Source organism: Pedobacter sp. BG31, from assembly GCF_042464845.1.
GTDB lineage: Bacteria > Bacteroidota > Bacteroidia > Sphingobacteriales > Sphingobacteriaceae > Pedobacter > Pedobacter suwonensis.
Genome location: NZ_JBHNZK010000005.1, coordinates 277,967 through 304,918 on the forward strand (window position 1 = coordinate 277,967; position 26,952 = coordinate 304,918).

Genomic DNA, 26,952 nt, shown 5'->3' on the forward strand with positions numbered 1-26,952 from the left:
TTGGTTATGAATGCTATTAACTCCATATCAGAATTTCACCGCTTACTGTCGTTGCCAGAACCCCACCATCCGCTGGTGAGCGTAATTAACCTGGCACATAGCGTTTTTTTGGAAGATGAAATCTGGAAAGGTTTCGTTAACCGCTTTTATTGCGTAGCGCTTAAACGCGAAGCTAAGGATAAAATCAGGTACGGGCAACAGCATTATGATTATGATAAAGGCGTATTGAGTTTTACCGCGCCCAACCAGGTGCAACAACTAGACCTGCAAAGTATGGAATGTGGGTGTGGTTACCTCCTGATCTTCCATCCGGACTTTCTGTTACAGCATCCTCTTGCGAATAGCATTCATCAATATGGTTTTTTCGATTACGCGGTTAACGAGGCACTACATTTATCGGCAGAGGAAGAAGATGACCTGATCACAATTCTCCATAAAATTGATAAGGAGTGCCGGCATATCGATAAACATACCCAGGAGATCATCCTGACACAGGTTGAAAGCCTCTTAAAATATTCCAACCGTTTTTATGAGCGGCAGTTTTTGACCCGCAAAAACAATAACTTTGCACTTCTAACCAGGTTTGAGCAGTTGATAGACGACTATTTTAACAGCGATATAAACACTTTACTCAAGGTACACCATATTGCAACACAGATGAACCTGTCGCCGAACTACCTGAGCGATCTGCTTCGGATTCATACCGGACAGAACACACAGCAACACATTCACGAAAAACTGATTGCGAAAGCGAAAGAACAACTTTCTACCACTAATCTTTCAGTCAGCGAAATCGCTTACGCCCTCGGCTTTGAGCATGCACAATCCTTCAGCACACTTTTCAAAAGAAAGACAAATCTGTCTCCGCTGGAATTTCGTCAGGCTTTTAACTGACCAGAGGCGAAAAACAGAATTTTATCCTGTCTGACTGTTAGATTTTATTAGCATAACGGAAGATGATATGTTGCATGCATTTAGTTTGAACCCTTTAATGCGTAGTGTTTCGGGTTCATGCCGATGTGCGCTTTAAATATTCTTGAAAAATGGCTGAGGTTTGTGAAACCCATCCGGTAACCAGCAGCTGAAACAGATAGCTTCTCCATTCTTAGCAAAAAGGCGGCTTCCTGCATTCTAAATCTCTGATAATAATTGAAAATGCTGTCGCCAAAAATCTGCCTGAATAAACGTTTCAGTTTAGTTGGACTCATATGAGCAACAAATGCGAGGTCTTTAATCATTGGCGGCGTTTCTAAATGTTCAAGCATCTGCTGTTTTACGCGGTAAATGGCTTGTAAATCATGAATGTTTAAGGCAAGTAATTGTTTTTCACCTCGATTTTCCAGTTCCATCAATAACCTGCAAATCAGTTCTTCGGCCTTTACCCTTAAAAAGAAAAATTTAAAGATTTCATTTGCCGGTTCAGACAAGATTTCATCAACATTTTTTTGTAAAGAAGGCCACATAATCTGTTCAAACAGAAGAGGACGTTCATTCTGCAAAAGGCCTTTCAAAACCGATGATTCTTGTGAGGCAGTAAACAAACTGTTCAGATAATCAACATCAACTTCTATAGTAATGGTAGCAGTATTGGAATGGATCGCAATCACATCATCTGTATTGATCCGACTGGTTCCTATTAATACCGAAGGTATTGTATGCCTGAGGGGCGGTGACGTTTCTGCTCTGGAGAATATATTTTGAAACTTGAAAAATATCGTCTTCTTGGCAAGATTGATATCAGGATTTTGAACAATTACATCTTTATTGAGCTCATAGTTACTAATAAGCATACGGATGTGTTCATTAAAAACAAATCCGATACAGTATCCACTTCCAAACTGCGGTGGAATCTCTAATCTCGTATTTTTTAATTTTGTTTCCAATAGGCGGGCTAATCTTTTTAGCACATGCGGAACCGTCTGATCTTCAATTTCCATAAAGTCTTTTACGACTGTTTTTAGGTCTAATATAGCTATTTTATACTTAAATCGACTAATAATTTTGTGTATCAATTAAAGGCAATGATACTAAAAGAAAAAAAAGTGGCTATTATCGGTGCAGGGCCGGTTGGCCTGACCATGGCGATATTATTACAGCAAAAAGGCATAGATGTAAGCGTTTACGAAAGGGATAAAGATCCACAAGCCAGAATCTGGGGCGGTACGCTCGATTTACACAAAGATTCAGGGCAGAAAGTGATGAACAAAGCTGGTTTACTGGAAAGTTATTACGCCATAGCAAAGCCTATGGGGATGACGATCACAGACCAAAAAGGAAAAATATTATTGGCCAAACAAGTTACAACGGAAAATCAATACGATAATCCTGAAATAAACAGAAATGACCTTAGAAAAGTACTGCTAAACACGTTGAAAGAGGGTACGGTGATCTGGGACAGCAGATGCAAGAAACTCGAGGTATGTGAGGAGAAATGGCATTTGCGATTTGAAAACGAAACATTAGCAATTGCTGATTTTGTTATCGTGGCCAATGGCGGAATGTCTAAGATAAGGAAATATGTTACGGATACAGTCGCTGAAAACACCGGAACTTTTATCATACAAGGCGATGTAGCTCAACCTGAAATAAATTGTCCTGAATTTTTCCGACTCTGTAATGGTAACCGGTTAATGGCTGCCTACAAAGGAAATTTATTGGTAACAAACCCCGATAATAAGAGTGCGTTAACCTATGGTGTGATTTTTAAAAAGCCTGAAAATTGGAGTGATGATTATAATGGTTTAAACTTTCAGGATCAGGATAGTATCCGAACATTTCTTTTAGAGAGGTTTATGGACTGGAATGAACATTACAAACAATTATTCCGCTCAACCTCCTCTTTCTGGGGCTTGCCGACAAGAATATTATCATTGGATAAACCCTGGAAAAAAGACCGCCCTTTGCCGATTACGCTTATCGGAGATGCTGCGCATTTAATGCCGCCTTTTGCAGGCGAAGGTGTAAATACCGGGCTAATGGATGCATTAATTTTAGCGGATAACTTAACTGAAGGAAAATTTAAAAACTTAGCAGATGCTATTAATGATTATGAAAAACAAATGTTTATTTATGCCAACGAAGCACAACTTGCATCAGTAAGGAACGAAATAGAAATGCATCAGCCAGATTTCACTTTCGAAAAGTTTATCCGTTAAGGTGATTAAGGTAAAAAGGGGGGATTTAAAAAATCACCCCTTTCAGCGGAGAGAGAGGGATTCGAACCCTCGATACCGTTGCCAGTATACAAACTTTCCAGGCTTGCTCTTTCGACCACTCAGACACCTCTCCGTATTGGACTGCAAAAGTAATTTTTTTATTCATATCTCCATAAAAATTAATGACAAGAAATTCGGTCTGATCAATTTATTCTTTTGTTAAGTTATATCCCGCTTAACCGCTTGTTTTTTTTTAAGCTGAAGTCGTATAAAACACATTACAAATATTTTCTCCACTGCGGTCGAAACGACGGTTCGCAAAGAAGACAACTAGTGTCCTTAAACGGACTTTTACCGGACTTAAGCCGGGGTTTCGTCGGACTTATGACAATCTTACCCGACCAAAATTTAATTTAAATCCGTATTATATCTTTAGATAAGCAAAAGCAATTAGCCTGATGTTTAAAAGGTCAGGCATAAAAAAAGCGCCTCACTTAAAATGAAGCGCCTTGTAACAAATTATATAGAATTAATCTATAACGGTAATTTTTAACATATTGGTTTTGCCTTTTGCTTCAATTGGAATAGCGGCGGTATTGATGATGATATCACCTTGTTTAACCAATTTTTTACTTTTCAAGAATTCGTTTACTTCAATAATGGTATTATCAGTACTTTCCCAATTATCATAATAGAAACCTCTTACCCCCCAAAGCAAACTTACCGCATTTAATAATGCCCTGTTGCTGGTAAAAATAAAAGTTAGGGCTTCCGGACGGTGGCTTGAAATTTCGAAAGCAGTATAACCACTTAAAGTCATCGATACAATACCTACTGCATTGGTCTGTTTCGCTAAGAAACAAGCCGAATCACAAATCGCGTCGCTTAAGAAAGAAGGTGATTTTGGTTTTAAAAACTTATCAGGATGGAAAGGATAATTGTTCTCTTCAATGTTCTGGATAATTTTTTGCATGGTTTCGATCACAATCAGCGGAAATTCTCCAACTGAAGTTTCACCACTTAACATTACCGCATCAGCACCATCCAAAACAGAGTTAGCTACGTCATTTACCTCTGCACGTGTTGGACGTGGGGTTGTGATCATACTTTCCAGCATCTGGGTAGCTACAATTACCGGTTTAGAAGCTGCCCTACATTTCGCAACAATCATTTTCTGTAACAACGGAACTTCTTCCATTGGGCATTCAACACCCAAATCGCCACGGGCAACCATAATACCATCAGTTACCGCAATGATTTCATCAATATTGGCAATAGCCTCTGGTTTTTCTATTTTAGCAATTACGCGGGCAGTTTTACCACGCTCAGCAATAATCTTTTTAAGTTCGATAATGTCTTCTGCCTTACGCACGAAAGATAAACCGATCCATTCTACATCGTTTTCTAGAACAAATTCTAAGTTTTCACGGTCTTCAGGAGTTAAAGAAGGAATAGAAACTTTAGTATTTGGCAGGTTAACACCTTTTCTGGAAGTTAAAATTCCACCATGAACAACTTCACAAACTACTTCATCTTTTAAATTGGTAGAAATCACTTTCATCTGAAGCTTTCCATCATCCAGAAGTATAATTTCGCCAGCCTGAACATCCTGAGGGAAGTTTTGGTAGGTAATGTAAATGCGTTCTTCGTTACCGATGCACTCGTTCGTTGTAATTACGGTAGTAGTTCCATTGATCAGGTTAATTCCGCCTTCTTTTACTAAACCAATACGGATTTTAGGCCCCTGTAAATCAGCAAGAATACCTACATTATATTCGTATTTTTTATTCAAATCGCGGATGGTATCCAAAACCGCCTGGTGATCTGCCTGTGATCCGTGTGAAAAATTTAGACGGCAAACATCTAAACCCGCGTTAAACATACTATATAATACATCTGGTTTTGCTGATGCAGGCCCAAGCGTGGCAACAATTTTAGTTCTCGAATGAAAAGGTTTCATTTATTAATTGATTTTAGGAATGCAGTTTAAAGAAAGCACTAATTATTATCTAAAATAATCAAACTGCATTAAATTTTATATATTTTGTTTTTTAGTTCTTTGTTTGTAACTGCCAAATATAGTGTATTTAATACACCATGTGTATAATTTTTATATTACCAAATTTTCACGACTCTTTAATTTCGTCGGATCTATCTTTGCAGCTACCTGTATATCAGGAAGTTTATTCAATCCATTAATTAAATAATCCAAATCTTCCTTATCAATAAATTCTTTAATAATGATAAAAAAATCTACCTTGCTCATCTCCGGAATCAGAAAGCCATCGCTGCTTTTATTGCAGATTAAATAGTATTCTACTTCACCCTGCTCTACAAAAAAGTAATACTTAGAAAAAGACCAGGCGGGTTCATCGATATTAAAAAATATTTCGTGGTCTTCTATTTTTTCAAACTGGGTATTTAACCGGGTATTAATTTTGTGGCAAAGCACATAGTCTTTTAGGGGTGCTGTGATCGCAATTAGTGTAAAATCAAGGTCTAAGGTAAGTTTTAGGTAAGTCTTATTCAAAGCGAAATAAATTATTTACAGAACGAAATTAAAAAACTAATTCTATATTCGCTGTGTTATTGAGGTACCAAAATTACGTATCGAAATAAAAACATTTGAAAATTGTAAGAATTTATTTTTCTTTGCACAGAATTATTTAACCATTAAATTATAAAATTATGTCTGATATTGCTTCAAGAGTTAAGGCTATTATCGTAGAAAAACTAGGTGTTGACGAAAGCGAAGTTACGCCAGAGGCTTCATTCACCAACGATTTAGGTGCAGATTCTTTAGATACCGTAGAATTGATTATGGAATTTGAAAAAGAATTCAATGTAGCTATTCCTGATGATCAGGCTGAAACCATCGGTACAGTTGGCCAGGCAATTGCTTATTTGGAAAAAAACGTTAAATAGAATTACGCTTTTTCAGTATAAATGGAATTAAAAAGAGTAGTAGTAACAGGGTTGGGTGCGCTCACTCCTATAGGCAATAATGTTCCCGATTTTTGGGAAGGGTTGACTAACGGGGTGAGTGGCGCTGCTCCTATTAAAGGTTTTGATACTGAAAAATTCAAAACCAAATTCGCATGCGAGGTTAAAAATTTTAATCCTGAAGACTTTTTGGAGAAAAAAGAAGCCCGCAAGCTAGATCCGTTTGTACAATATGCTCTTGTAGCAACAGATGAGGCTGTAAAAGATGGTGGTTTTGATTTTGAAAAATTAGATACCAACCGGATCGGCGTAATCTGGGGTGCAGGCATAGGTGGATTGAAAACTTTCCTGGATGAAATTTCAAATTTCGCCAAGGGAGATGGTACCCCAAGGTACAATCCATTCTTTATCCCTAAAATGATCGTAGATATTGCTCCAGGCCATATTTCGATAAAATATGGCCTGCGTGGGCCAAATTTTGCAACTGTTTCAGCATGTGCTTCTTCAACAAATGCCATGATTGATGCATTTAACTATATCCGTTTGGGTATGGCTGATGTCATTATCAGTGGTGGTTCAGAAGCAATCATCAATGAAGCGGGCATGGGTGGCTTTAATGCCATGCATGCATTATCAACACGTAATGAAGATCCTTCAACAGCATCACGCCCTTTTGATAAAGACCGTGATGGCTTCGTAGCGGGTGAAGGTGCAGGAACCATTATCTTAGAAGAGCTAGAACACGCTAAAGCAAGAGGTGCAAAAATTTATGCAGAACTTGTGGGCGGTGGAATGAGTGCAGATGCCAATCACATCACAGCGCCACATCCCGAAGGTTTAGGCGCAAGAATGGTAATGAGCAATGCACTGAAAGACGCTGGTTTAACAACTGCTGATATAGATTATATCAATGTACACGGTACTTCTACACCACTGGGTGACATTAGCGAAACCAAAGCTATTGGTACATTGTTTGGTGAAGATGCTTACCGTTTAAATATCAGCTCAACCAAATCGATGACTGGCCACCTTTTGGGTGCAGCCGGAGCTGTTGAGGCCATAGCGGCAATCCTTGCTGTTAAAAATGATGTTGTTCCTCCAACAATCAATCATTTTACAGATGATCCTGCATTTGATCCTAAACTGAATTTTACTTTCAACAAAGCACAGAAACGTACTGTTAGAGCTGCTTTAAGTAATACATTCGGCTTTGGTGGCCACAATGCTTCTGTAATTTTCAAAAAATACGAAGATTAATTAAAACTGCGCTGGTATATAATTTTGTATGCTAATTAAAAATAGATAACTTAGTTAAATATGCTAATTAGCCGTTAATTGTGTTATTTATTTAATGCCGATATTAAAATTATATAAACTCTATCTTTCTCCTGAAAAGGAGTTTGTAAAAAAGCTGAAAAATATTTTAGGCTTTGTTCCGGGTAATGTTACGCTTTATAAAATGGCGTTCAGACATCGTTCTGCAGCAAAAATCCTAAAAAATGGAAGCAGGAGCAGCAATGAACGCTTAGAATTTCTAGGCGATGCTGTTTTAGGTTCAGTAATTGCAGAGCTGCTTTTCAAACACTATCCCTACAAAGAAGAAGGTTTTTTAACCGAGATGCGTTCAAAAATCGTAAACCGGGCTAATTTAAACCAACTGGCAAAAAAAATTGGTTTTGATAAGCTTATCCAGTTTGATCAGCGTTCCGTTAGTATACAGACAAAACACAACTCAATGTTGGGCGACGCTTTTGAAGCTATTGTTGGCGCCATTTATATGGATAAAGGCTACAATTTTACCAAAGAGTTTTTATTGCGGAGAATTGTAAAACCCCATATCGATATCCACACCCTTGAACTCACGGAAACCAATTTTAAAAGTAAGTTAATTGAGTGGTGCCAGCGCCATGGTAAGGATGTATTGTTCGAACTGGCTGAAAACGGTGAAGGCGAAAGCACTAAATTATTTACCATCAGTGCAGTGGTAGAAGGCGAAAAAGTAGGTACCGGCAGAGATTATAACAAAAAAAATGCGGAAAAACTTGCTGCAGAAAAAGCTTGCGAGATGCTTAGTATTTAATGGTTCATTCGTTCACTGGTCATTTGTTCATTAGTAAAGGCAAACCGCTAACTGTATACTGTTTAATCGGTTAATTGTTGAAACTGGTTAACTGAAATCCAAACCTCAGACTAGTTTATGACTAGCTGCAAACCGCTAACTTCAAACTGCATACTGTTTAATTGGTTAGTTGTTGAAACTGGTTAACTGAAATCCAAACCTCAGATCAGATCATGAGTAACTGCAAACCGCTAACTGGAAACTGAATACTGCTTAATCGGTTAATTGTTGAAACTGGTTAAGTGAATCCAAACCTCAGATCAGATCATGAGTAACTGCAAACTGCTAACTGGAAACTGCTTAATCGGTTAATTGTTGAAACTGGTTAACTGAAGTCCAAACCTCAGATCAGATCATGAGTAACTGCAAACCGCAAACTGCTTAATCGGTTTAATTGTTGAAACTTTGTTAACTGAATCCAAACCTCAGATTAGATCATGAGTAACTGCAAACCGCTAACTGCAAACTGCTTAACGGACTCCTGACTAAGGACTAAACTACTTCCCCTTCCCAAGCGTATCTGTAAATTTTTTCGAAGATTCTTTAATATACTTGATGTAATCGTAACTGTTCCAGTACTGCGCTTTATTAAATTCAGGACGACAATTGAGCATGTATCTTTCTAAGGTATCGCCTCTTAATTCAGTATTATTTTTAATGATGCTTTGATTAAAGTATACATCAATCTGCGATTGTTTAATCTCATTATCCGCATACCGGCTAAATCTCCGGGCATTTTTAGGGTCAGTTCCAAAGAGGTTATAAAGTGCATTTAAAGGACTAAATATAGCCGACAGGAACGTAGTTTTACCGCCATTGTATACACCCTTATTCTTAAACTCCTGCTTAATCTCATTCAGGTCTTGCTGTTTTGTATTGCCCCGAATGGTTACATCGGCCAATGTGGTACTTCCTCTAACCAGATAAACGACCAGATCCTTTTCACTGCTTACCGCTACACGCTGATCAATTAAGTCCCTTTTAGTTACCAAAAGTGTATCACCAATTCTGGCTTTCAGCTGAAACATCCCAATATCATTACTGCCAACACCGATACCGGTACGCAAATTCGTAATCTCCGATAATGCAATTCTAACATTTGAGCCTTTTTCGATGACCACACCTCTCACAATAAAGTCTTGCGCTTTTGCCACAAAGCCGATTAAGGTAAAAACAAAGATTATAAAGGCAGATTTAACGTTTCTCATGTTATGCTAATTTGTGTGCTTTAAAGTATCGGTGTATTTCTTAGCCGACTCTTTAATGTATTTAACCGCATCATAATTGCTCCAATTAATGGTCATGCTGCGTGTTGGGTAATAATCGAGCAGAAATTTGTCGAGGTCTTTCCCTGTTAATGTTGTATTGTCCGCAACCAGGTTTTTATTAAAAAACTTGTCTACTTCGATCAAACTTAACTCCTTTTTATAATAACGGTTAAATTTACGTGCTCTTGCCGGTGTTTTCCCAAAAAGCTCATAAAAAAATGTTATCGGGCTGCCACCAAGCGGATTTAATAAAATTAATGGTGGTTTACCAGCAAAGAAAGAGCCGTTATGTTTCAAATCCCGCTTAATTTCTTCCATTTCCTGCTTTTTGGTCTGCCCTTTAACCGTCACTTCTGCCAGCATAGTGCTGCCCCTTACCAAAAAAACAACCAGGTCATCAGCTGTTTTAACAACTACTTTTTGATCGTTTAAGTTTTTTTTCCGGATAAAAAGCGTATCACCGACTCTGGCATTTAACTGGAACATGCCGATATCGTTGCTGCTTGCACCCATTTTACTTCGGATATTGGTTATCGCTGCTAAAGCAACACGCACATTAGAACCTTTTTCAATCACCACTCCTTTTAGCAAAAAATCCTGGGCGTTGAGTTTTATACCTTTTATTAAAATGATGAATAAAAGAATAATCTTCAAATGCTTCATTGTTTAAAACTGGCAAATTAAATGATCAGATAGCGTGGCTTAGGTTCTATATCAACAGTGATTAGCTTTTGTTTTTTTACGCATCATTCTACACCTTGGTCAGAAAATCATAAGCTTTATAAAAAAAGTTTGAAAGCCATCCTATTTACAACAAGTTGTAAAAATAAGATTTGTTAAGCATGCAAACTGTTAAATAAACGTTAATCCTATGAAAAAACTAATGGCATTTTTATGAAATGAAAGACCACAGCGTAGCAAGGACATGTAATGGAAAGCAGGGCTTCACTACCCGAAGAAATACTGAACGCTGTTTTCTAATCATAAAGCTATTTTATCTGATAAGCTATAATTCTAGCCCCTTAACCATTATTATTTCTCCTTTCGGCTTAAAACCCTATCTTTGCGCATGATAAAATCCATGACAGGATACGGCTTAGCAACAGCCGATTATGCAAACGCAAAGTATAGTGTCGAAATCAAATCACTCAACAGTAAATTCCTGGAGCTAAATTTAAAATACCCAAAGGCATTTTCAGATAAGGAGCTGATTCTACGCAATATCTGCAGCAAAGATATAGAGCGCGGAAAGGTAAGTTTAAGCATCACGATAGAACGCACTAATGGCGAGGTTACCGGTGCTACTATTAACACCGCTTTATTGGGTCATTACTACCAGCAACTTGTTGCTGTTAATAACGAATTAGGTGCTGATAGCAGTAATTTATTGCAAACAGCCTTAACTTTTCCTGATGTAATTAGTTACAAGGAAGAAAGTGTTAGCGAAGATGAGTGGAACCAGCTTTACCAGATTTTTACCGAAGCCCTGGCCAACTTCAACCAGTTCAGGGAAGATGAAGGCGCTGTTTTGAAGGCAGATCTGGAACTACGGATTAAAAATATCCTGTCGTACTTTAAATCGGTGGAAGAACTGGAGCCTAAAAGGATTACAGCCATCCGCGATAAATTTAACCAGTTTTTAGAAGATGCAGTAGGTAAGGTAAATATTGATCAAAACCGTTTTGAACAGGAATTGATCTACTACATCGATAAAATTGATATTACCGAAGAAAAAACACGTTTGAAAAGCCATTGCGATTATTTCTTGCAGACTCTGGCAAGCAAAGAAGCAAATGGCAAAAAAATGGGTTTCATTTCGCAAGAAATAGGTAGAGAAATCAATACCATGGGCGCTAAAGCGAATGATGCTCAGATGCAGCAGTTTGTGGTAGGAATGAAAGAAGAATTAGAAAAGATAAAAGAACAGTTACTGAATGTGTTGTAGCGTTGGGTGGAAAGCGGTAAACGCTTATGCCAGACGCCAATAGCAAAACTTTTAAAAGCATGCAAGGCAAATTAATCATATTTTCAGCACCATCAGGAGCAGGTAAAACCACCATAGTACATCATTTATTAAAGAAGTTTCCTGAACTGAGCTTTTCCATTTCTGCAACTACCAGAGAATTGAGAGGTGATGAAACACATGAAAACGATTATTATTTTATTACCAAGGAAGAATTTTTACACAAAGTTGCCCACCAGGAGTTTGTAGAGTTTGAAGAAGTATATAACGGCACCTTTTACGGAACACTACGATCAGAAATAGAGCGCATCTGGAATGAAGGCAAACACGTTATTTTCGATATCGATGTTGAAGGCGGTATCCGTTTAAAAAGAAAGTATGAAAATGATGCATTGGCTATTTTCGTTCAGCCGCCATCATTGGAGGTATTAAAGGAACGTTTAAGCGGCCGCGGAACTGACAGCCCTGAAAAATTACAGGAACGTTTTATCAAAGCCGAAAAAGAATTGCTTTATGCAGATAAGTTTGATGTGGTCTTAAAAAATTACGATTTAGCCACCGCTTGCGCAGAAGCAGAGCAATTGGTCGGGGATTTCTTGAAGAAATAATTTTCCTAAGCGTGTAGAAATCCTTATATTTGATTGATGACTGATATTCAATTGTATAGCCAAATATCTTCATTGCCTTCAGACCTGAAGAAGCAAGTATCTGAGTTTGTCTCATCACTAAAGAAAAAATCGAAAGCCAGTAAAAAACTGAAAGAAAGACAATTTGGCTATGCCAAAGATTTCTTCAAAATGTCTGCCGATTTTGATGAACCATTAGAAGACTTTAAAGATTATATGTAATGCAGTTTCTGTTAGATACGCATACATTTATCTGGTTTATAAATGGAGATTCATCTTTGCCAAATGAGTTAATTGATGAAATTAAGAATCTAAAAAATCAATGTTTTATCAGTATTGCCAGTATTTGGGAAATTGCGATCAAATGCAAACTAAATAAACTTTCATTAAATGCAGACTTCGATAGAATTTTAGACTTTTTGGATCAGAATCAAATAGAAATATTACCAATTTCATTTGATCATATTGTTAAATCAAACGAATTAGATTTTCATCATCGTGATCCATTTGACAGGATTTTGATCGCTCAAGGAATCTCAGAAGATTTAACTATTTTGACAAAAGACCAAAATTTCAGCTTTTATAAGATTAAAATACGCTGGTAAACTAATAATATAAATAAATCCGTCATTGCGAACCGAGCGATGAAAAAGGCGCACAAAGCCTAAGCAATCTTTTTTTAAAAATAACTACTTCGGCTACGTTTGTACTGATGACAAATATATACTGAAAACCGCAAACATGAAAACTGGTCTTTTCTTCGGTTCTTACAACCCTATCCATACCGGGCATTTAATTATCGCCAATTATATGGCGAACCACACGGCACTCGATGAAGTATGGCTGGTGGTTTCTCCACACAATCCTTTAAAAGACAAAAGCGGCTTGACCAACATGTATGATCGCTTGGAAATGGCCAAATTAGCTACTGAAACTGCAGAACATATCCGCGTTAGTGATATCGAATTTGCATTACCACAGCCTTCTTATACCATTGATACGCTAACCTATCTCCATGAAAAATATCCTGAGAAAGAGTTTGTACTGATCATGGGCGCTGACAATCTCGTTTCTTTTAAAAAATGGAAGAACTATGAGATGTTACTCAAAAACTATCATATCTATGTTTATCCCCGTCCGGGAGCAGATGTGGACGCATGGAAAAACCACCCCTCCATCACTTTTACAAACACTCCCTTAATGGAAATTTCGTCAACCTTTATCCGAAAAGCCATCAAAGAGAAAAAAAATATACAGTTTTTCCTGCCTGATAAAGTAATTGACTTTATTGAGGGCAAGGGAATGTACAGATCTTAATCTGCAGTATATTTTTTTAAAACCTACTGTATTAAATTCGTTAATTGGACGGGTTTTTGTTCAATACGGCTTTGGTTTATTAATTTAGCTAACTGATCCAAAAAATAAGTGAAAAAAAATCTTTTTATCCTCATTGCCCTATGCGGAGTTGCATTTTCGGGCAGCGCACAACAAAAATCCTATTTAGAAATGTTAGCCAATCAACCAAAATGGGTCGATTCGGTTTTTAATAAATTAAACCGCAGAGAGCGTATTGCACAGATGTTCTTTGTACGTGCTCATACCAACCTGGGTCAAAAATATACCGACTCGGTTGGTCAGGTAATTAAACGCGAACAATTGGGCGGAGTGATCTTTTTTCAGGGTGGACCGGGCAGGCAAGCCATTGCTACCAATGCTTATCAGAAACTGAGCAGGGTACCGCTTATTGTGGCAAACGACGGGGAATGGGGCTTGGGCATGCGCTTAGACAGTACCATCTCTTATCCTTACCAAATGACTTTAGGTGCCATCCAAAATAAGGAGCTATTGTATAAAATGGGCTTGGAAATAGCTAAAGATTATAAGCGACTGGGGATGCAGATGAACCTAGCTCCTGATGCAGATATTAACAATAATCCTAAAAACCCGGTAATTAACTACCGTTCTTTCGGCGAAAACAAATATAATGTGACGAGTAAAGTTGCATCCTATATGAAAGGCATGCAGGATGGTGGTTTATTAACGACGTTGAAACACTTCCCCGGTCATGGCGATACCGATGTTGATTCACATTACGATTTACCGCAGCTTACTTTCTCTGCTACACGTTTGGATACCTTAGAAATGTATCCATTTAAAGAACTGATCAAACAAGGCGCGTCCGGAGTAATGATTGCCCACATGAACATCCCCTCTTTAGATAATACTCCAAATGTACCCTCTACACTCTCTAAGCCTATAGTTACTGGTATTTTAAAGCAGAAATTAGGCTTTAAAGGGCTGATTATTTCAGATGCGATGGATATGAAAGGGGTGGTAAAATACTTTAAAAATGGCGAAGCTGATTTGATGGGGATTATTGCAGGTAATGACATCATAGAACTTTCTGAAAACAGTGATAGAGCCATTAAGTTGGTACGTAAAGCGGTAAGACATGATCGTGTAAGTATGGCTGAGATTGACCAAAGTGTGCGCAAGATCTTAACTGCAAAATATTGGGCGGGTTTAGCTAAACGCGATACGATTGTAACCCAAGGTATTTTTGCAGGTGTAAACCGCAATTCGAGCAGCGCTTTGGTGCAGGAACTGGCAAATGCATCAGTAACTTTGCTCAAAGGTAAAGATTATATTAAACGCCTTATCCCGATCAGAAGAACAGCGATTATCAGTATTGGTGTACCTTCTGTAACTACCTTTCAGAAAGAGATATCGAAAGGTTATTACAACTCTGTTTATTATGTGCTGGACAAAGACGCCAGTGCAGCTCAAATTTCAAACATCGCTCGTGAAATCAGTGCATTTGACCAGATAATTGTAGGCATTCATGACAGCAGGTCAAGGCCTGCAAATAATATACAGCTGAATGCAGGTGTTAAGAATTTTATTAAAGAATTATCGACCAAAAATGCTGTTTTTGCCTTGTTTGCAAATCCGTATAACCTGGCTGGCTTGTCCGGGTTAGAGAATAGCAAAGGTTTAGTAGTTGCCTATCAAAAAGAAGATTACATGCAGATTTCGGCTGCTGCAGTAATTAACAACCGCTTGGTACCTACGGGTAAGTTACCCGTGAGTGTGGCTCCATATTATAAATTTGGGGATGGGCTTTAGCTCTGCGCTGTCCACAAAATATCATATTTTTGTTACTGGGATAACTATTTTATAAAATCAATATGAGTGACAGATAAATTTTATTTGGTAATATCATCCGATCGATCTTCATTCCTAACTTTATTGGGAACCACGAAGTGCTCATGAATGCCATTGAATAGAAAACACTTATGAATAATCTTAATGCGAGGGCGTTAAGATATTCCCACATACTCGGGATGCGATAGCTAGCGATCGGATGATGACCTTTCTATTTGATTTATGTCATTCATAGCTTATCCAGCGACCATTTAAGTCATTTCAATAAGTTCAATGTGACCTACCTATCAATTTAACTATTTCTTAACCAACTCAATCTGAAAAATGTGTGGCCATTTTTTACCGGCTACAAAAAGTCTTTTACCCACCTTATCGTAAGCAATCCCGTTTAATACATTGTTATTTTTTTCATCATCAGTTTTAAAATAATCGGCTGGCAACAATCCTGATAAATCGATCTTGCCTTCAACAGCTCCTGTTTCAGGGTTAATGATCATGATTTCATTCGTCGTATATACGTTTGCATAAATCTTACCATCAATCACTTCAAGTTCGTTCAGATTTTGGATAGGGCCCTTATTATCGAAAACATCAATCGAACCAATTTTTTGATAGGTATCCTTATCCAGGAAAAAGATCGTGTTGGAACCATCGGTATTCAACACCTTCTCCCCGTCAAAGGCCAAACCCCAGCCCTCTCTTCCTGTAGTGTAAGAAAATTCCGATAATTTTTTGAAGGTAGCCTTATCGTATACAAAACCTACTTTCTCGCGATAGGTTAACTGAATAATCTTATTTCCGATTACGGTCATGCCTTCGCCAAAATACTGTTTATCTAAATCTGTTTTCTGAAGAATTTTCCCTGTAGCAGGATCTACCTTGCGCAAGCTCGAATGACCATAATCTCCTGCGCTTTCGTAAAAGAAGCCATCATGGTATTCTAAACCCTCAACATAAGAAGCGGTATCATGAGGCAGGCTCCTGATTACTTTGTAAGTATATTCTGCAGGTGCCTGACCGGCTAATACGTTTATATTTGATGTGATATCTTCTGATTTCCCTTCACCAAATATTTTAGCTGTTAACAGGTGATTACCCAGTTTCAGACCGTTAGTTTTAAGTTTAAGGGCCAAAGTATCGGTTTTTGAAGCAACTTTGACGGTATCGATCAAATACACTACTGAATCTACTTTTTGATCAGCTCCAAACAGCACTTTCACATCAAATTCATTCCCCGATGGCACATTAAGACCGGTTAATGGAGAAACAAAGCTACGGTAGGTTGTAGTAGCACTTTCTTTACAGGCAGTTACCAATGCAAGTGCAGATCCAACAAATATGAAATTTTTAATATGGTTAATCTTCAGGCCAAAACGCATCTTCTATATGGTTTAAATTATAAGTCTTATTTTTTGTAAAGGTAATCGCAATAATATCAAAACGGATATCATTTTGATGATTCATGATTTCAATATAGGCATTAGCGGCCAATTCCATCTGAATTTGTTTCGATTTTTGTACAAATTCTTCTGGTTCGCCAAAAGCGATAGAGCTACGGGATTTAACTTCTACAAAAATCATAATACCATTTTTATAAACAATTAAATCTACTTCGGCTTTACCATGCGTCCAGTTTTCATCTAAAATTTCATACCCCTGATCTTCCAGATATTGTTTCGCAATCCTTTCACCTGCTCTGCCTAAATCGTTATGAAGCGCCATAAATAATTATTTAATGATCGATTTTTCACTGAACAACCTTCGTGCTGGAAAAACGGTAATTTCTTATAGTGTGCAGGCCAGTCGCGAACCACAAATTGCCCAACGAAGTTATATCTGTTTATATAGATCTCTCCATTTCGCTATGCTTCAGTCGAGATAACGAAATCTTTACAGGACTCCAATCATTTATAATTTACTTTACGATAACAGAGCCTAAAAATTTTGAAATTTCCCTTTCTACGCCTTTAATCACGCCATAGCGCTGCATTAAAATCATTTGGTTATCTTCGTTCTTTTCCTCTTTAATTTCCTTCAACAGGTTCATTAATATCTTCTCCACCTTCCGTTTTTTGAGGTGAAAAATACCGCCCAAAATGGTTGCTTTCAAATTCATCGATTCATCTTTAACATAGATAAGATGTTTATTTAACCAGTTTTCACTTAAAGCATACTCGGAAGTGGAAAGCGTAATCGCAAGATCAGCAATATCCCGGTCTTCATGTTTAACGAAGTGGTTCGCAGTTGGTAATCTGCCGTTGTCAATTTCGGATTTATAATGGTCAATAATTTTCTTGCAAAGCGGATCATCAAATTCTACATCGCTCAGGTTCTGCATGATGAATGGACCAATGTACATATCATCAATTTTATCCCAGTTTACAAATTCATGCCCGAAAGCCAGTAATAAGCGAACAATTTCCTTTTCCTGATACTCTTCTTCTTTAGCTGGCTCTTGCGGCTCGTAACCCATTGGGCCGGCACTATCATCCCATAAATCATCGGGCGGACCAAGCGGTTCTGGGGGACCTGAAGTATATGGTTTCGGATTTGAGGAAGGAGCTGCACGATGATTACCCTCAAAACTTTTTTTAAGTTTTGCCGAACGCATCTTATTAAGTTCGCTAAGCAGAATATGTTCTTCTATTTCGAGCAGGCTACTACTCTCGCGGATAAAAACCGAAGCTTTAATCGGATCAGGAATTTTAGCTATACTTTCTACGATATCGCGGATAATACCTGCACGTTTGATCGGATCAGTACCGGCATCCTTGAGCAGTACATTCGCTTTGTATAAAATAAAATCTTTTCTATTCTGCTCCAGGTAGGTTCTAAATGCTCCGGCACCTACGTGATGCATATAAGAATCAGGGTCATGACCATCGGGAAAGGAAACAATCTTCACGTTCAGTCCTTCTTCCAAAATCATATCCAAACCACGGAGCGAAGCTTTAATTCCCGCAGCGTCGCCATCGAAAAGAATGGTGATATTTTGTGTAAAACGGCCGATCAGTTTAATCTGCTCTACCGTTAAGGAAGTACCCGAAGAGGCTACTACATTTTCTACACCAGCCTGGTGAACAGAAAGTACATCAGCATAACCTTCGGCCAGGTAGCAGTTATCTAAATCCCGGATGGCTTTTTTGGCATGGAATAAACCATAAAGCACGTTCGATTTGTGGTAAATTTCGCTTTCAGGAGAATTTACGTATTTAGGTACATTTTTATCTGTTTTTAGCGTTCTGCCCCCAAAACCAATAATCCTACCGGTAAAGTTATGGATGGGAAACATCACACGGCCGCGGAAACGGTCGTAAATTTTCCCATTATCATTTTTGATTGATAAGCCGGTGGCTTCTAAAAATTCCAGTTTATGGCCTGCATGGGTTGCGCTTTGTGTCATCGCATCCCAAACATCGGGAGAATAACCCACCTCGAATTTTTTTAAGATATCTTCCCTAAAACCACGCTCTTTAAAATAGCTCAGGCCTATGCCCCTGCCCTCGTCTGTTTCCCAAAGCTGTTTTACGAAAAACGTAGCAGCATACTGCGATACGATATAAAGGCTTTCTTTGGCACTCTGGGCTTCGGCAGCCTCAGGAGAAAGTTCGGTCTCCTCTACTTCTATGTTGTATTTATTGGCTAAAAACTTAAGTGCTTCCGGATATGAATATTTTTCATGATCCATAATAAAGCGCACCGAATCACCCCCTTTACCGCAGCCAAAACATTTATAAATCCCTTTGGTTACAGATACGTGGAAAGACGGTGTTTTTTCGCCGTGGAAAGGGCAATTACCAATTAAACTGGTTCCGCGTTTTTTTAAATGCACAAAATCCCCAACTACCTCCTCAATACGGGCGGTATCCATTATCTTATCTATTGTTTCGCGGTTTATCATACTTAGTTATTGTCCGTCATTGCGAGGAGGCACGACGAAGCAATCTATTTTGCTATTTTTATTTAAACTGTTATTACCTGCGGGAAAGATTGCTTCACTCCACCACACAATCCTTTGCTTCAGTTCGCAATGACGCCGCAAAGATCGTCATTGCGAGGAGGCTTTTTCTGCCGACGAAGCAATCTTTTTAGCCATTAGATACTTTTCAATCAGTTATCTCCTTGCAGGAAAGATTGCTTCACGCCACTGCACATTCCCCTTCTTCAGTTCGCAATGACGCCGGAAAGATCGTCATTGCGAGGAGGCTTTTTCTGCCGACGAAGCAATCTTTTTAGCTATTAGCTACTTTTCAATCAGTTATCTCCCTGCAGGAAAGATTGCTTCACGCCACTGCACATTCCCCTTCTTCAGTTCGCAATGACGCCGCAAAGATCGTCATTGCGAGGAGGCTTTTTCTGCCGACGAAGCAATCTTTTTAGCTATTAGCTACTTTTCAATCAGTTATCTTCCTGCAGGAAAGATTGCTTCACGCCATCGCACAGTCCTTGCTTCAGTTCGCAATGACGCCGCAAAGATCGTCATTGCGAGGAGGCCTTTTCCAGCCGACGAAGTAATCTTAATTGCTATATACCTTTTAGTCACTAATCACCTAGCAGGAAAGATTGCTTAACTCCATCGCACATTCCATTTCTTCAATTCGTAATGACGATTACATCTTACCTCACCATTCTTTCACTATCTCCCATAAATCCTTCCATCCAGGATTTATAGATTCTATTAATTTTATTTTCCTTTTTCGGCTTCCGCCCTTAATTCTCTTTTCTTCTGCAATTGCTTCCTCTATCGAATCATAGGAACAAAAATAAACAAGTTTGTCTAAGTTATATTTTGCAGAAAAAGATTTCGGATGTGCTTTTTCTTTGTGCTCTATTATTCTAGATGTTATGTCAGAGGTAACTCCAGTGTAAAATGTTGTATGCGTAAAATTAGTAATAATGTAAACTGTTCCGCCGCGCTCCATTATTATGTTTTAAATCAGCCATTACGCAGGAAAGATTGCTTCACGCCACTGCACATTCCCCTTCTTCAGTTCGCAATGACGCTACAAAGATCGTCATTGCGAGGAGGTTTTTTCAGCCGACGAACCCTGCCTGCAGCAGTCAGGCAATCTTTTTACTATTATACTTTTTAGTTACTATTCACCTCGCAGGAACGATTGCTTCACTCCATCGCACATTCCATTTCTTCAGTTCGCAATGACGATATGTGTGCTTTGCGAAATACTTAGCGAACTTTGCGGTTTAGAACCTGTTACTTCACCAAAGGCAAAAGCTGATCCGCTACCAATTTATTTCCGGTTTCATTTAAGTGCACCCGATCAACGGTTAAAATACCTTTCTCTTTATCTTCCGGATTATTTTTTGCTTCATAATCTGCAAAAACCTTCCTCAAATCGCATACAGGAAGATTATTTTTTGCGGCCAATGTCCTGATTCCTTCTGCATATTTATTCAAATCGGCATCCAGTTCATTGGTGCCATCTTTTTTCTCACCAACAACTGACGGCGTAACCAATACCACTTTACTGCCCACACCCTGAATTTTATTGATCAAAGCCTGATAAAATTTCAAATATTTATCATAATCCGTTCCCGTATGAGAAGATTGTTTATGCCACACATCATTAATGCCTACATAAATCACCACTAAATCTGGCTTTTTGTTTAATACATCATCTTCTAAACGCAGGTAAAGGTCATAAACTTTATTGCCACCGATACCAGCACCTATCACATCATATTTGGTTGAATCGAGCGACTTTTTGATCAGCGTTACATATCCGTTTTTTGAAACACCCTGCTGGGTAATTGAATCGCCGAAAAAGATAATGCGTTTAGGTTTAAATGTCATTGAGGTTAATGCAATTAAGCAAAAGCTTAGTAAAATACTCGTTTTTATTACTGTTTTCATCGTGTATAAATGGTTAGGTTATTTATTATCGGTCTTTTTAAAATCCAGGTCCTGAAAATCGAAACTAAAATCAGTTAATGGGGAAATGGCCTCAATTTTGAAACCATCGGCCAGGGCATTGTTATCTAAGCTAAAATTAACAAAGGCATCAGCATCCAAACTTCTGTCGTACCATTTCACAATAAAAGTATTGCCCTTATAGTAAGTCATATCGCCCTTTAATTTAGGTGATTTTTTAGCCTGGAAATGCATTTTACCATTTACTTCACTAATGCTTACTTCGCCAAACCAGGCGTCGCGGAAAGTTCCATAATAGTTTTTGGCATCAGGTTTTGAAGCCGCTAATTTTTGCTGTACAGCAATATCGCTCCAAACTCTGGCAACCATCTCATTTGCTTGTTTTTCGTTTCTTAACCTGTTATCATTGTAAGTTTTAATCCTATCCTGACCTTTAATACCTAAATAACCATCTTTGATTGAATTGGTAATGGCATTGAAAGCGGCTCCGGATTGCTGATTGGTTAATACAATGATACCCAATTTCAGTTCTGGCAAAATGGTAACTTGTGTTACGATTCCTGAAAGGCCACCGGTATGTGTAGCCTGAAAATTACCGTTCACATTACTCAAAAACCAGCCTAACCCATAACTGCTAAAAGCTGCCGGATTACCGCCGGCAATAATAGTTTGCGGGGTCCAGAGTTCTCTTGCCACAGCAGGACTGAATAATTTCTTATCAAGGTTCTCTCCATATTTACCACCGTTGATCATCGCCAATACCCACTTGCTCATATCGGTAACATTTGAGTAAATCCCCCCTGCGGCATTAGCAATTTCGCCGAAGCTTAATCCTACAGGAAGCAGTTTACCTTCATAAGGTGCATGACCATCAATTACATTTGATTTATCTTTTAAACGGTACCATGAAGCAGCCGTTTTACTCATACCTAATGGTTTAATGATCCTGCTTTCAATAAAATCCTCATAGGTAATACCTGAAACTCTTGCCACAGCTTCGCCGGCAACAATATACATCAGATTGTCGTAATCGTATTTGGTACGGAAGGATGAAACCGGTTTTAAGTACCGTAAATTGTGAATGAGTTGTTTTTTATCCACAGTTGATGAATCAGGCCAGATCATTAAATCCCCTGCGCCTAAACCTAAACCACTGCGGTGTGTAAGCAAATCGCGGATAGTAAACTCACTGGTTACGTAAGCATCGTACATTTTAAACTCAGGAATGATGTCCGTCACCTTGGTATCCCAGGTAATCTTCTTTTCATCAACAAGCATACCTAAAGCAGCCGCCGTAAAGGCTTTTGTATTGGATGCTACACCAAAAAGGGTATGCTCATCAACTTTCTTATTGGTTTTGACCGAGCTTATCCCATACCCCTTTAAATGTATAATTTTACCATCTTTTATAACGGAAACTGCAATTCCGGGAACGTTAAAGGTAGTCAATGTTTTTTCTACAACACTATCGATCTGCTTTGATGTGAGTACCTGTGCCTGCAGGTGAACAGCACAAAACAATAAGAAAATGGTTGATATTTTAAATCTAAAAGCTGAAAAAATCTGCATGAATATGAGCTTAAATAATCTTTTAAAGATACTAAGCGGAATTCGATTAATTTTTATTAATAAGGATAAATTTCATCCATTATTTCAAAAGCGATCGTTGTGCTGAATTGACTTCAGGTCTATTTTGCATGAAGATGCTAAATACGAAGTCGCTACAAGACATTTGAAATCTATCTCTACTTGTAATTCAGCGTGACGAGAACTTAATCTTTATTTGCCCTTTTCGAGTTTATAATCTTTGTGTACGATTAAAAAGCTTGCTCTTTCTTCTTTTTTGAAAGGATAATCCCAGTTACCCTGATAAGTAATTTTGGTCGGCAATTTATCCTCTCCGAAATAGCCCATTTCTATATTCATCTGCACATCAAAATCAAATAGCATGTTGCTGTATTTCATGTCTACATACCGGCCCAGGATATTAAAATTGCGCTTATCAAAAATAGTAACTAGTTCTTTGATCATGATCCCATCTTTGGTCCATTTGCTTAAATCAGGTTTAACAGAAACTTTAAAACGATACACCGGGATGGAATCGAGATAAGTACCGCTTGTGAAACCATAATCATAATATTGGCGCATATTGGCCGAAAATATCTCTGTTTTACTACCGATGAACGGCACCTTTATCGGACGGCCAGGATTAAAAATTAAGGTTTTCAGTTTGTCTTTATAACTTTCGTTTGTTCCTCCTTTTCCATCAGGCTTAGGTGCATTGGGTACAAAATCGGTGTTATAAGCGTTCATAAAAATGTAATCAAACATTTCTACGGTATACAACTGGTATTTCCCGTTTCTTTTATAAATTTTTCCGGTATCCTGTTTTACCAGATATTCCATTTTGTAGGGGCCGCTATTGTTATGGCGGATTTTCCGGTAAATTTTTCCATCTACCTTATTCTTCTTATCGTAACTGTAAATCCTGTTTTCAGCAATGAAAGTATAACGTTTCATATCTCTGAACGATTGATAAAACGAAGTATCATACATCACTTTTCTGATAAAGGTTTCTACATTCAACTTCTCAGCCTTGATATTTACAGCCGAATCGAGTACGATGGTTTTAATTGTATCCGGGTTAAAGCGGTTGATTTCCTGAGCAAAACCCTCGCGAAAGAAAGGGATGAATAATAAAAGCAGAAATATCTTTTTCATGTGTAATGGATAATGTTAGTGGGAGATGGGGGATGGAAAATGGGCGACGGAACTTAAATTTCCATCATCCATCTTATCTGTTTACATCTTCTATACTAATTTCCCAGTTGTTTTAAAGCAATGTAAGCCATTAATCCGGTTGATATTTTCAAGGCATCCTCATCCACATCAAATCTTGGCGTGTGTACCGAGTATTGGGTGTCTTTAGCTGCGTTCCCAGTACCTAAACGATAAAAACAGGCATCTGTTACCTGTGAATAAAAAGAAAAATCTTCAGCAGCCATCCAGATATCTAAATCAACCACATTTTCTTTCCCCAAATAATCTTCTGCAAAGGCTTTTGCATTTGCGGTTAGTTTTTCTTCATTGATTAAAAACGGATAGCCCCTATGGATATCGAAATTGCAGCTTCCGCCCATGCTTTCGGCAATCCCTTCGGCCATTTTTTTCATGCGTTTGTGCGCTTCATCTCTCCAGTTTTCATCCAATGTTCTAAATGTACCTTCAATTTTAACCTCATTCGGGATAATATTGGTTGCACCATTGGCCGTAACTTTACCAAACGACAGCACCGATGGAATACGTGGATCGGCATTGCGACTCACAATCTGTTGCAGAGCAATAATGATATGCGAAGCGATTAAAACCGGATCGATGTTTTGGTGTGGTTGTGCGCCATGCCCACCTCTTCCGGTAACGGTAACATAAAGTTCATCAGTCGAGGCCATATAAATACCTGAGCGAAAACCCACTTTACCGGCATCAATTAATGGCATTACATGCTGGCCAACAATATGTTGTGGCTTTGGATTTTCGAGTACACCTTCTTTAATCATAATGCTTGCCCCACCTGGCAGAAGTTCTTCAGCAGGCTGAAAAATCAATTTGATGGTTCCGCCGAAATCATCTTTCATTTGATTTAAGATATAAGCTGTTCCTAAAAGTGAAGAAGTATGCACATCATGTCCGCAGGCATGCATTACACCATGATTCCTGGATTTATAAGGTTTGTCGTTTGCTTCATGGATCGGCAACGCATCCATATCAGCACGTAAAGCAATAATTTTATCAGATGGTTGGTTGCCTTTAATTAACCCTACCACACCCGTATTGGCACAGTCGGTATATTCAATTCCCCATTTTTTTAATTTATCCTTGATGAACAGTGATGTTTCGAATTCTTTAAAAGATAATTCGGGATTGGCATGAATATGTTGACGATAACCGACTACATCGTTAAAAATGTGAGCGGCAAGTTCCTGTACTTTATTTTTGATCATTGGTTGTTGTGGTATCTAAAGTTGGTGCATTTATTTTTTCCCTAAAAATAAATAATGTTGGGAAGGTTGGTCTCAGTTCGTTAATCAGGCGCTGTGCCTCTAAACGGCTTCTAAAGTCGCCCACACGAACATAATAGTTGGGTTCTTTGTATGTAAGGTAAGTGTTTAACTGAGGATACATCCCTTTAAAACGTGCCTGCTGGTTAAAAACTTCGCGCCGGTCTGAGCCGTAAAAAATCTGTACGCGGTAGCCATAGGATGAAACGATCGGTTTACCAGGTTTTACCTCGCCTGAGTTTTTATAAACTTCCAGTCGTTTTGCGATTAAACTATCAATTAAAGGGTCTTTTATAACAGTTACTTCGCCTTTCTGTGCAAAAGCAGTTATGGTAAGAAGCAGAAAGGATATAAAAGTTAATATTGTTTTCATGGGCAAAATAATTGGCATATGATGAGCGCATGTATTGTCTCCATCTTCTTAACAACAAGAATGCCGAAATCGTTGCAAAAATCGGCATTCTTTATGGGTTAAGCAAATGGTTATTATTGGAGGTCTCGACCTGTCATTTCGGGTATCAATTTATTACATAAAAATCAACATGACCTTCTCGTTGAATCGTCATTATAAGAAGGCTTTTTCAGCCGACGAAGCAATCTTTATGGACAATAATCGCTGGCATGAATGATTGCTTCGTCGTTCCTCCTCGCAATGACGGTTTATCTAAGAGTCCCTAAATGGAAGCCTGATCAATGGCTTTTATTAAAACGCTTAATGGTATTCGACTACGCTCAGACTGACATACGGATTAATTTTATTCAATTCTTAAACAGGTTTCTGAGATTATTTAACTGATCATCTACATCCGAGATTGGCTGTTTTTTCATCGAACACTTATATTTTGAAATCAGCTTGCTACCAGTGATATCCTAAATATTAGAATCTCTTCTCAAACGAATAATTTTAAGCAATTCTAAATCTTTTAAAAGATCTAATGCTCTATCATTTAAAATATCCAATGTTACAGTTCTCATACTCAAAAATACTATATATATATATCGATATCAAGACGTAAAGACGTCAGCATGTAAAAAGCCAGATTCCTTTTGGAAACCTGGCTTTAAGAATTATAACCATTAGGCAATTGATTAATTCGCTTTCTTAGGTTCTAACGTAAATTCGTACACTTTTGGGTCGTATTTCATCATTGCACCGGTAGCGGCATCAATAATAAAACCAGGAAAAAATAATAGATTTACTACAGATACCGCATTAAAAGTAGTTGAGGGCTGGAATGTTTTGGTTTCGTAACCATCCAATTTTAAACTGATGGTTTGTCCCGTGAATCCTTTTTTTAAGGATACAGCCATTGGTGTAACGCCTGTTTTAATGCCATCTACTTCGATGGTAGCGGCCGGAGGATTGGAATTAATTTGAACGGTTTGTTTTGTACCCGTAAAAATAGTGGCGCAGCTAGACAGCAGCAATGTCGCTGAAACAGCGGCAATGTTTAAAATTCTTTTCATTTGTGTGTTTTTTGTGTGTGTTTCCTACTCTTATGGCTTTTCGGTTACGCCCCGTTTTTTATGGTTGTCAGGCTCCATTTTAAGTTTATTGACCATTGAGAAATTGCCTACCAATTTCAAATTGACCGTCCATAAATATACCTGTTAATTTGAGGATTAAAAATTTAGTTAATCGAGTAGGAAGATAGGGATTAGTTCCCTATCTGTCCTCTCACACCACTGTACGTACCGTTCGGTATACAGCGGTTTGTTGAAACAGTATCTCTTGACAACCGATGATATTCACCTATTGCCAGGC

The 26,952-nt window shown here is 38.2% G+C and carries 26 protein-coding genes and 1 tRNA gene; 11 read left to right on the forward strand and 16 right to left on the reverse strand.

Annotation, left to right across the window (positions count from 1 at the left end; translation table 11 throughout):
• Nucleotides 1-6 precede the first annotated feature (6 nt).
• Complete coding sequence (locus ACFE6N_RS09190; RefSeq protein WP_378935779.1) at nt 7-894, forward strand: helix-turn-helix domain-containing protein; 888 nt, start codon at nt 7-9, stop codon at nt 892-894.
• Nucleotides 895-974: 80 nt separating this feature from the next.
• On the opposite strand, the gene ACFE6N_RS09195 is transcribed toward ACFE6N_RS09190, so the two are convergent.
• On the reverse strand, nt 975-1,937 hold the full coding sequence (locus tag ACFE6N_RS09195; protein ID WP_378935781.1) for a helix-turn-helix transcriptional regulator: 963 nt from the start codon (nt 1,935-1,937) through the stop codon (nt 975-977).
• Nucleotides 1,938-2,021: 84 nt separating this feature from the next.
• Between ACFE6N_RS09195 and ACFE6N_RS09200 the strand changes: the two genes are divergently transcribed.
• Nucleotides 2,022-3,155 (forward strand): FAD-dependent oxidoreductase, encoded by a 1,134-nt coding sequence (locus ACFE6N_RS09200; protein WP_378935783.1) that lies wholly within the window; start codon nt 2,022-2,024, stop codon nt 3,153-3,155.
• 46 nt (nt 3,156-3,201) lie between these two features.
• Here the strand turns inward: ACFE6N_RS09200 and ACFE6N_RS09205 are convergent.
• From ACFE6N_RS09205 to ACFE6N_RS09215, 3 genes are all read right to left on the reverse strand, one after another.
• A tRNA-Ser gene (locus ACFE6N_RS09205) sits at nt 3,202-3,288 on the reverse strand.
• A gap of 396 nt (nt 3,289-3,684) precedes the next feature.
• Nucleotides 3,685-5,115, reverse strand: a complete 1,431-nt coding sequence (gene pyk, locus ACFE6N_RS09210) for a pyruvate kinase (protein WP_090984242.1) — start codon at nt 5,113-5,115, stop codon at nt 3,685-3,687.
• Nucleotides 5,116-5,265: 150 nt separating this feature from the next.
• Nucleotides 5,266-5,685 carry an IPExxxVDY family protein gene (locus ACFE6N_RS09215; protein WP_090984244.1) on the reverse strand — a complete coding sequence of 140 codons (420 nt, stop codon included), beginning with the start codon at nt 5,683-5,685 and terminating at the stop codon, nt 5,266-5,268.
• 158 nt (nt 5,686-5,843) lie between these two features.
• Between ACFE6N_RS09215 and ACFE6N_RS09220 the strand changes: the two genes are divergently transcribed.
• From ACFE6N_RS09220 to rnc, 3 genes are all read left to right on the forward strand, one after another.
• Nucleotides 5,844-6,080 carry an acyl carrier protein gene (locus ACFE6N_RS09220; protein WP_008508386.1) on the forward strand — a complete coding sequence of 79 codons (237 nt, stop codon included), beginning with the start codon at nt 5,844-5,846 and terminating at the stop codon, nt 6,078-6,080.
• A gap of 21 nt (nt 6,081-6,101) precedes the next feature.
• Nucleotides 6,102-7,355 carry a beta-ketoacyl-ACP synthase II gene (fabF, locus tag ACFE6N_RS09225; protein ID WP_378935786.1) on the forward strand — a complete coding sequence of 418 codons (1,254 nt, stop codon included), beginning with the start codon at nt 6,102-6,104 and terminating at the stop codon, nt 7,353-7,355.
• Between the two features lie 94 nt (nt 7,356-7,449).
• Nucleotides 7,450-8,178, forward strand: a complete 729-nt coding sequence (gene rnc, locus ACFE6N_RS09230) for a ribonuclease III (protein ID WP_090984249.1) — start codon at nt 7,450-7,452, stop codon at nt 8,176-8,178.
• Between the two features lie 536 nt (nt 8,179-8,714).
• On the opposite strand, the gene ACFE6N_RS09235 is transcribed toward rnc, so the two are convergent.
• Together ACFE6N_RS09235 and ACFE6N_RS09240 are read right to left on the reverse strand one after the other, a co-directional pair.
• Complete coding sequence (locus ACFE6N_RS09235) at nt 8,715-9,425, reverse strand: hypothetical protein (RefSeq protein WP_090984251.1); 711 nt, start codon at nt 9,423-9,425, stop codon at nt 8,715-8,717.
• A 6-nt stretch (nt 9,426-9,431) separates the two neighbouring features.
• Nucleotides 9,432-10,148 carry a hypothetical protein gene (locus tag ACFE6N_RS09240; protein WP_378935789.1) on the reverse strand — a complete coding sequence of 239 codons (717 nt, stop codon included), beginning with the start codon at nt 10,146-10,148 and terminating at the stop codon, nt 9,432-9,434.
• Nucleotides 10,149-10,566: 418 nt separating this feature from the next.
• On the opposite strand from ACFE6N_RS09240, the gene ACFE6N_RS09245 reads away from it, so the two are divergent.
• The 6 genes from ACFE6N_RS09245 (at nt 10,567) to ACFE6N_RS09270 (ending at nt 15,200) form a co-directional block, all read left to right on the forward strand.
• Nucleotides 10,567-11,430: a YicC/YloC family endoribonuclease gene (locus ACFE6N_RS09245; protein ID WP_090984255.1), complete on the forward strand. Its 864-nt coding sequence runs from the start codon at nt 10,567-10,569 to the stop codon at nt 11,428-11,430.
• A 59-nt stretch (nt 11,431-11,489) separates the two neighbouring features.
• The gene (gene gmk, locus ACFE6N_RS09250) at nt 11,490-12,056 is read left to right on the forward strand and encodes a guanylate kinase (protein WP_378935791.1); all 567 of its coding nucleotides are present in this window, start codon (nt 11,490-11,492) and stop codon (nt 12,054-12,056) included.
• 36 nt (nt 12,057-12,092) lie between these two features.
• Entirely contained in the window at nt 12,093-12,296 is a 204-nt protein-coding gene (locus ACFE6N_RS09255; RefSeq protein WP_145857367.1) for a DUF2281 domain-containing protein, read from the forward strand.
• Nucleotides 12,296-12,679 (forward strand): type II toxin-antitoxin system VapC family toxin, encoded by a 384-nt coding sequence (locus tag ACFE6N_RS09260; RefSeq protein ID WP_378935793.1) that lies wholly within the window; start codon nt 12,296-12,298, stop codon nt 12,677-12,679. The genes ACFE6N_RS09255 and ACFE6N_RS09260 overlap by 1 nt, the downstream gene beginning before the upstream one ends.
• Nucleotides 12,680-12,815: 136 nt before the next feature.
• Nucleotides 12,816-13,391, forward strand: coding sequence for a nicotinate (nicotinamide) nucleotide adenylyltransferase (gene nadD, locus ACFE6N_RS09265; RefSeq protein WP_378935795.1), 576 nt, complete (start codon nt 12,816-12,818; stop codon nt 13,389-13,391).
• A gap of 189 nt (nt 13,392-13,580) precedes the next feature.
• A complete protein-coding gene (locus tag ACFE6N_RS09270; RefSeq protein WP_378935817.1) occupies nt 13,581-15,200 on the forward strand; it encodes a glycoside hydrolase family 3 protein in 1,620 nt (539 codons plus the stop codon).
• Nucleotides 15,201-15,535: 335 nt separating this feature from the next.
• Here the strand turns inward: ACFE6N_RS09270 and ACFE6N_RS09275 are convergent, their stop codons facing one another.
• The 10 genes from ACFE6N_RS09275 to ACFE6N_RS09320 all read right to left on the reverse strand — a co-directional run bounded on the left by ACFE6N_RS09275 (nt 15,536) and on the right by ACFE6N_RS09320 (nt 26,654).
• Nucleotides 15,536-16,618, reverse strand: coding sequence for a glutaminyl-peptide cyclotransferase (locus tag ACFE6N_RS09275; RefSeq protein ID WP_378935797.1), 1,083 nt, complete (start codon nt 16,616-16,618; stop codon nt 15,536-15,538).
• Nucleotides 16,596-16,961 (reverse strand): YraN family protein, encoded by a 366-nt coding sequence (locus tag ACFE6N_RS09280; RefSeq protein ID WP_090984265.1) that lies wholly within the window; start codon nt 16,959-16,961, stop codon nt 16,596-16,598. Before ACFE6N_RS09280 ends, ACFE6N_RS09275 begins: the two co-directional genes overlap by 23 nt.
• A 193-nt stretch (nt 16,962-17,154) precedes the next feature.
• The gene (dnaG, locus tag ACFE6N_RS09285) at nt 17,155-19,140 is read right to left on the reverse strand and encodes a DNA primase (protein ID WP_378935798.1); all 1,986 of its coding nucleotides are present in this window, start codon (nt 19,138-19,140) and stop codon (nt 17,155-17,157) included.
• Nucleotides 19,141-19,861: 721 nt separating this feature from the next.
• Nucleotides 19,862-20,161 (reverse strand): GIY-YIG nuclease family protein, encoded by a 300-nt coding sequence (locus ACFE6N_RS09290; RefSeq protein ID WP_378935799.1) that lies wholly within the window; start codon nt 20,159-20,161, stop codon nt 19,862-19,864.
• Between the two features lie 290 nt (nt 20,162-20,451).
• Nucleotides 20,452-21,111 carry an SGNH/GDSL hydrolase family protein gene (locus tag ACFE6N_RS09295; RefSeq protein ID WP_378935800.1) on the reverse strand — a complete coding sequence of 220 codons (660 nt, stop codon included), beginning with the start codon at nt 21,109-21,111 and terminating at the stop codon, nt 20,452-20,454.
• An 18-nt stretch (nt 21,112-21,129) separates the two neighbouring features.
• Entirely contained in the window at nt 21,130-22,698 is a 1,569-nt protein-coding gene (locus ACFE6N_RS09300; RefSeq protein ID WP_378935802.1) for a serine hydrolase, read from the reverse strand.
• A 210-nt stretch (nt 22,699-22,908) separates the two neighbouring features.
• Nucleotides 22,909-23,850 carry a hypothetical protein gene (locus ACFE6N_RS09305; protein ID WP_378935804.1) on the reverse strand — a complete coding sequence of 314 codons (942 nt, stop codon included), beginning with the start codon at nt 23,848-23,850 and terminating at the stop codon, nt 22,909-22,911.
• A gap of 95 nt (nt 23,851-23,945) precedes the next feature.
• Nucleotides 23,946-25,130 carry a M20 family metallopeptidase gene (locus tag ACFE6N_RS09310; RefSeq protein ID WP_378935806.1) on the reverse strand — a complete coding sequence of 395 codons (1,185 nt, stop codon included), beginning with the start codon at nt 25,128-25,130 and terminating at the stop codon, nt 23,946-23,948.
• A complete protein-coding gene (locus tag ACFE6N_RS09315; protein ID WP_378935808.1) occupies nt 25,117-25,560 on the reverse strand; it encodes an SPOR domain-containing protein in 444 nt (147 codons plus the stop codon). The genes ACFE6N_RS09310 and ACFE6N_RS09315 overlap by 14 nt, the downstream gene beginning before the upstream one ends.
• A gap of 716 nt (nt 25,561-26,276) precedes the next feature.
• Nucleotides 26,277-26,654, reverse strand: coding sequence for a PEGA domain-containing protein (locus tag ACFE6N_RS09320; protein ID WP_090984284.1), 378 nt, complete (start codon nt 26,652-26,654; stop codon nt 26,277-26,279).
• Nucleotides 26,655-26,952: the final 298 nt, after the last annotated feature.

Bases quoted from the DNA above. Each gene is read 5' to 3' on its own strand.
- ACFE6N_RS09190 (WP_378935779.1), top strand. From the start codon at position 7: ATGAATGCTATTAACTCCATATCAGAATTTCACCGCTTACTGTCGTTG.
- ACFE6N_RS09195 (WP_378935781.1), bottom strand. From the start codon at position 1,937: ATGGAAATTGAAGATCAGACGGTTCCGCATGTGCTAAAAAGATTAGCC.
- ACFE6N_RS09200 (WP_378935783.1), top strand. From the start codon at position 2,022: ATGATACTAAAAGAAAAAAAAGTGGCTATTATCGGTGCAGGGCCGGTT.
- pyk (WP_090984242.1), bottom strand. From the start codon at position 5,115: ATGAAACCTTTTCATTCGAGAACTAAAATTGTTGCCACGCTTGGGCCT.
- ACFE6N_RS09220 (WP_008508386.1), top strand. From the start codon at position 5,844: ATGTCTGATATTGCTTCAAGAGTTAAGGCTATTATCGTAGAAAAACTA.
- fabF (WP_378935786.1), top strand. From the start codon at position 6,102: ATGGAATTAAAAAGAGTAGTAGTAACAGGGTTGGGTGCGCTCACTCCT.
- rnc (WP_090984249.1), top strand. From the start codon at position 7,450: ATGCCGATATTAAAATTATATAAACTCTATCTTTCTCCTGAAAAGGAG.
- ACFE6N_RS09235 (WP_090984251.1), bottom strand. From the start codon at position 9,425: ATGAGAAACGTTAAATCTGCCTTTATAATCTTTGTTTTTACCTTAATC.
- ACFE6N_RS09240 (WP_378935789.1), bottom strand. From the start codon at position 10,148: ATGAAGCATTTGAAGATTATTCTTTTATTCATCATTTTAATAAAAGGT.
- ACFE6N_RS09245 (WP_090984255.1), top strand. From the start codon at position 10,567: ATGACAGGATACGGCTTAGCAACAGCCGATTATGCAAACGCAAAGTAT.
- gmk (WP_378935791.1), top strand. From the start codon at position 11,490: ATGCAAGGCAAATTAATCATATTTTCAGCACCATCAGGAGCAGGTAAA.
- ACFE6N_RS09255 (WP_145857367.1), top strand. From the start codon at position 12,093: ATGACTGATATTCAATTGTATAGCCAAATATCTTCATTGCCTTCAGAC.
- ACFE6N_RS09260 (WP_378935793.1), top strand. From the start codon at position 12,296: ATGCAGTTTCTGTTAGATACGCATACATTTATCTGGTTTATAAATGGA.
- nadD (WP_378935795.1), top strand. From the start codon at position 12,816: ATGAAAACTGGTCTTTTCTTCGGTTCTTACAACCCTATCCATACCGGG.
- ACFE6N_RS09270 (WP_378935817.1), top strand. From the start codon at position 13,581: ATGTTAGCCAATCAACCAAAATGGGTCGATTCGGTTTTTAATAAATTA.
- ACFE6N_RS09275 (WP_378935797.1), bottom strand. From the start codon at position 16,618: ATGCGTTTTGGCCTGAAGATTAACCATATTAAAAATTTCATATTTGTT.
- ACFE6N_RS09280 (WP_090984265.1), bottom strand. From the start codon at position 16,961: ATGGCGCTTCATAACGATTTAGGCAGAGCAGGTGAAAGGATTGCGAAA.
- dnaG (WP_378935798.1), bottom strand. From the start codon at position 19,140: ATGATAAACCGCGAAACAATAGATAAGATAATGGATACCGCCCGTATT.
- ACFE6N_RS09290 (WP_378935799.1), bottom strand. From the start codon at position 20,161: ATGGAGCGCGGCGGAACAGTTTACATTATTACTAATTTTACGCATACA.
- ACFE6N_RS09295 (WP_378935800.1), bottom strand. From the start codon at position 21,111: ATGAAAACAGTAATAAAAACGAGTATTTTACTAAGCTTTTGCTTAATT.
- ACFE6N_RS09300 (WP_378935802.1), bottom strand. From the start codon at position 22,698: ATGCAGATTTTTTCAGCTTTTAGATTTAAAATATCAACCATTTTCTTA.
- ACFE6N_RS09305 (WP_378935804.1), bottom strand. From the start codon at position 23,850: ATGAAAAAGATATTTCTGCTTTTATTATTCATCCCTTTCTTTCGCGAG.
- ACFE6N_RS09310 (WP_378935806.1), bottom strand. From the start codon at position 25,130: ATGATCAAAAATAAAGTACAGGAACTTGCCGCTCACATTTTTAACGAT.
- ACFE6N_RS09315 (WP_378935808.1), bottom strand. From the start codon at position 25,560: ATGAAAACAATATTAACTTTTATATCCTTTCTGCTTCTTACCATAACT.
- ACFE6N_RS09320 (WP_090984284.1), bottom strand. From the start codon at position 26,654: ATGAAAAGAATTTTAAACATTGCCGCTGTTTCAGCGACATTGCTGCTG.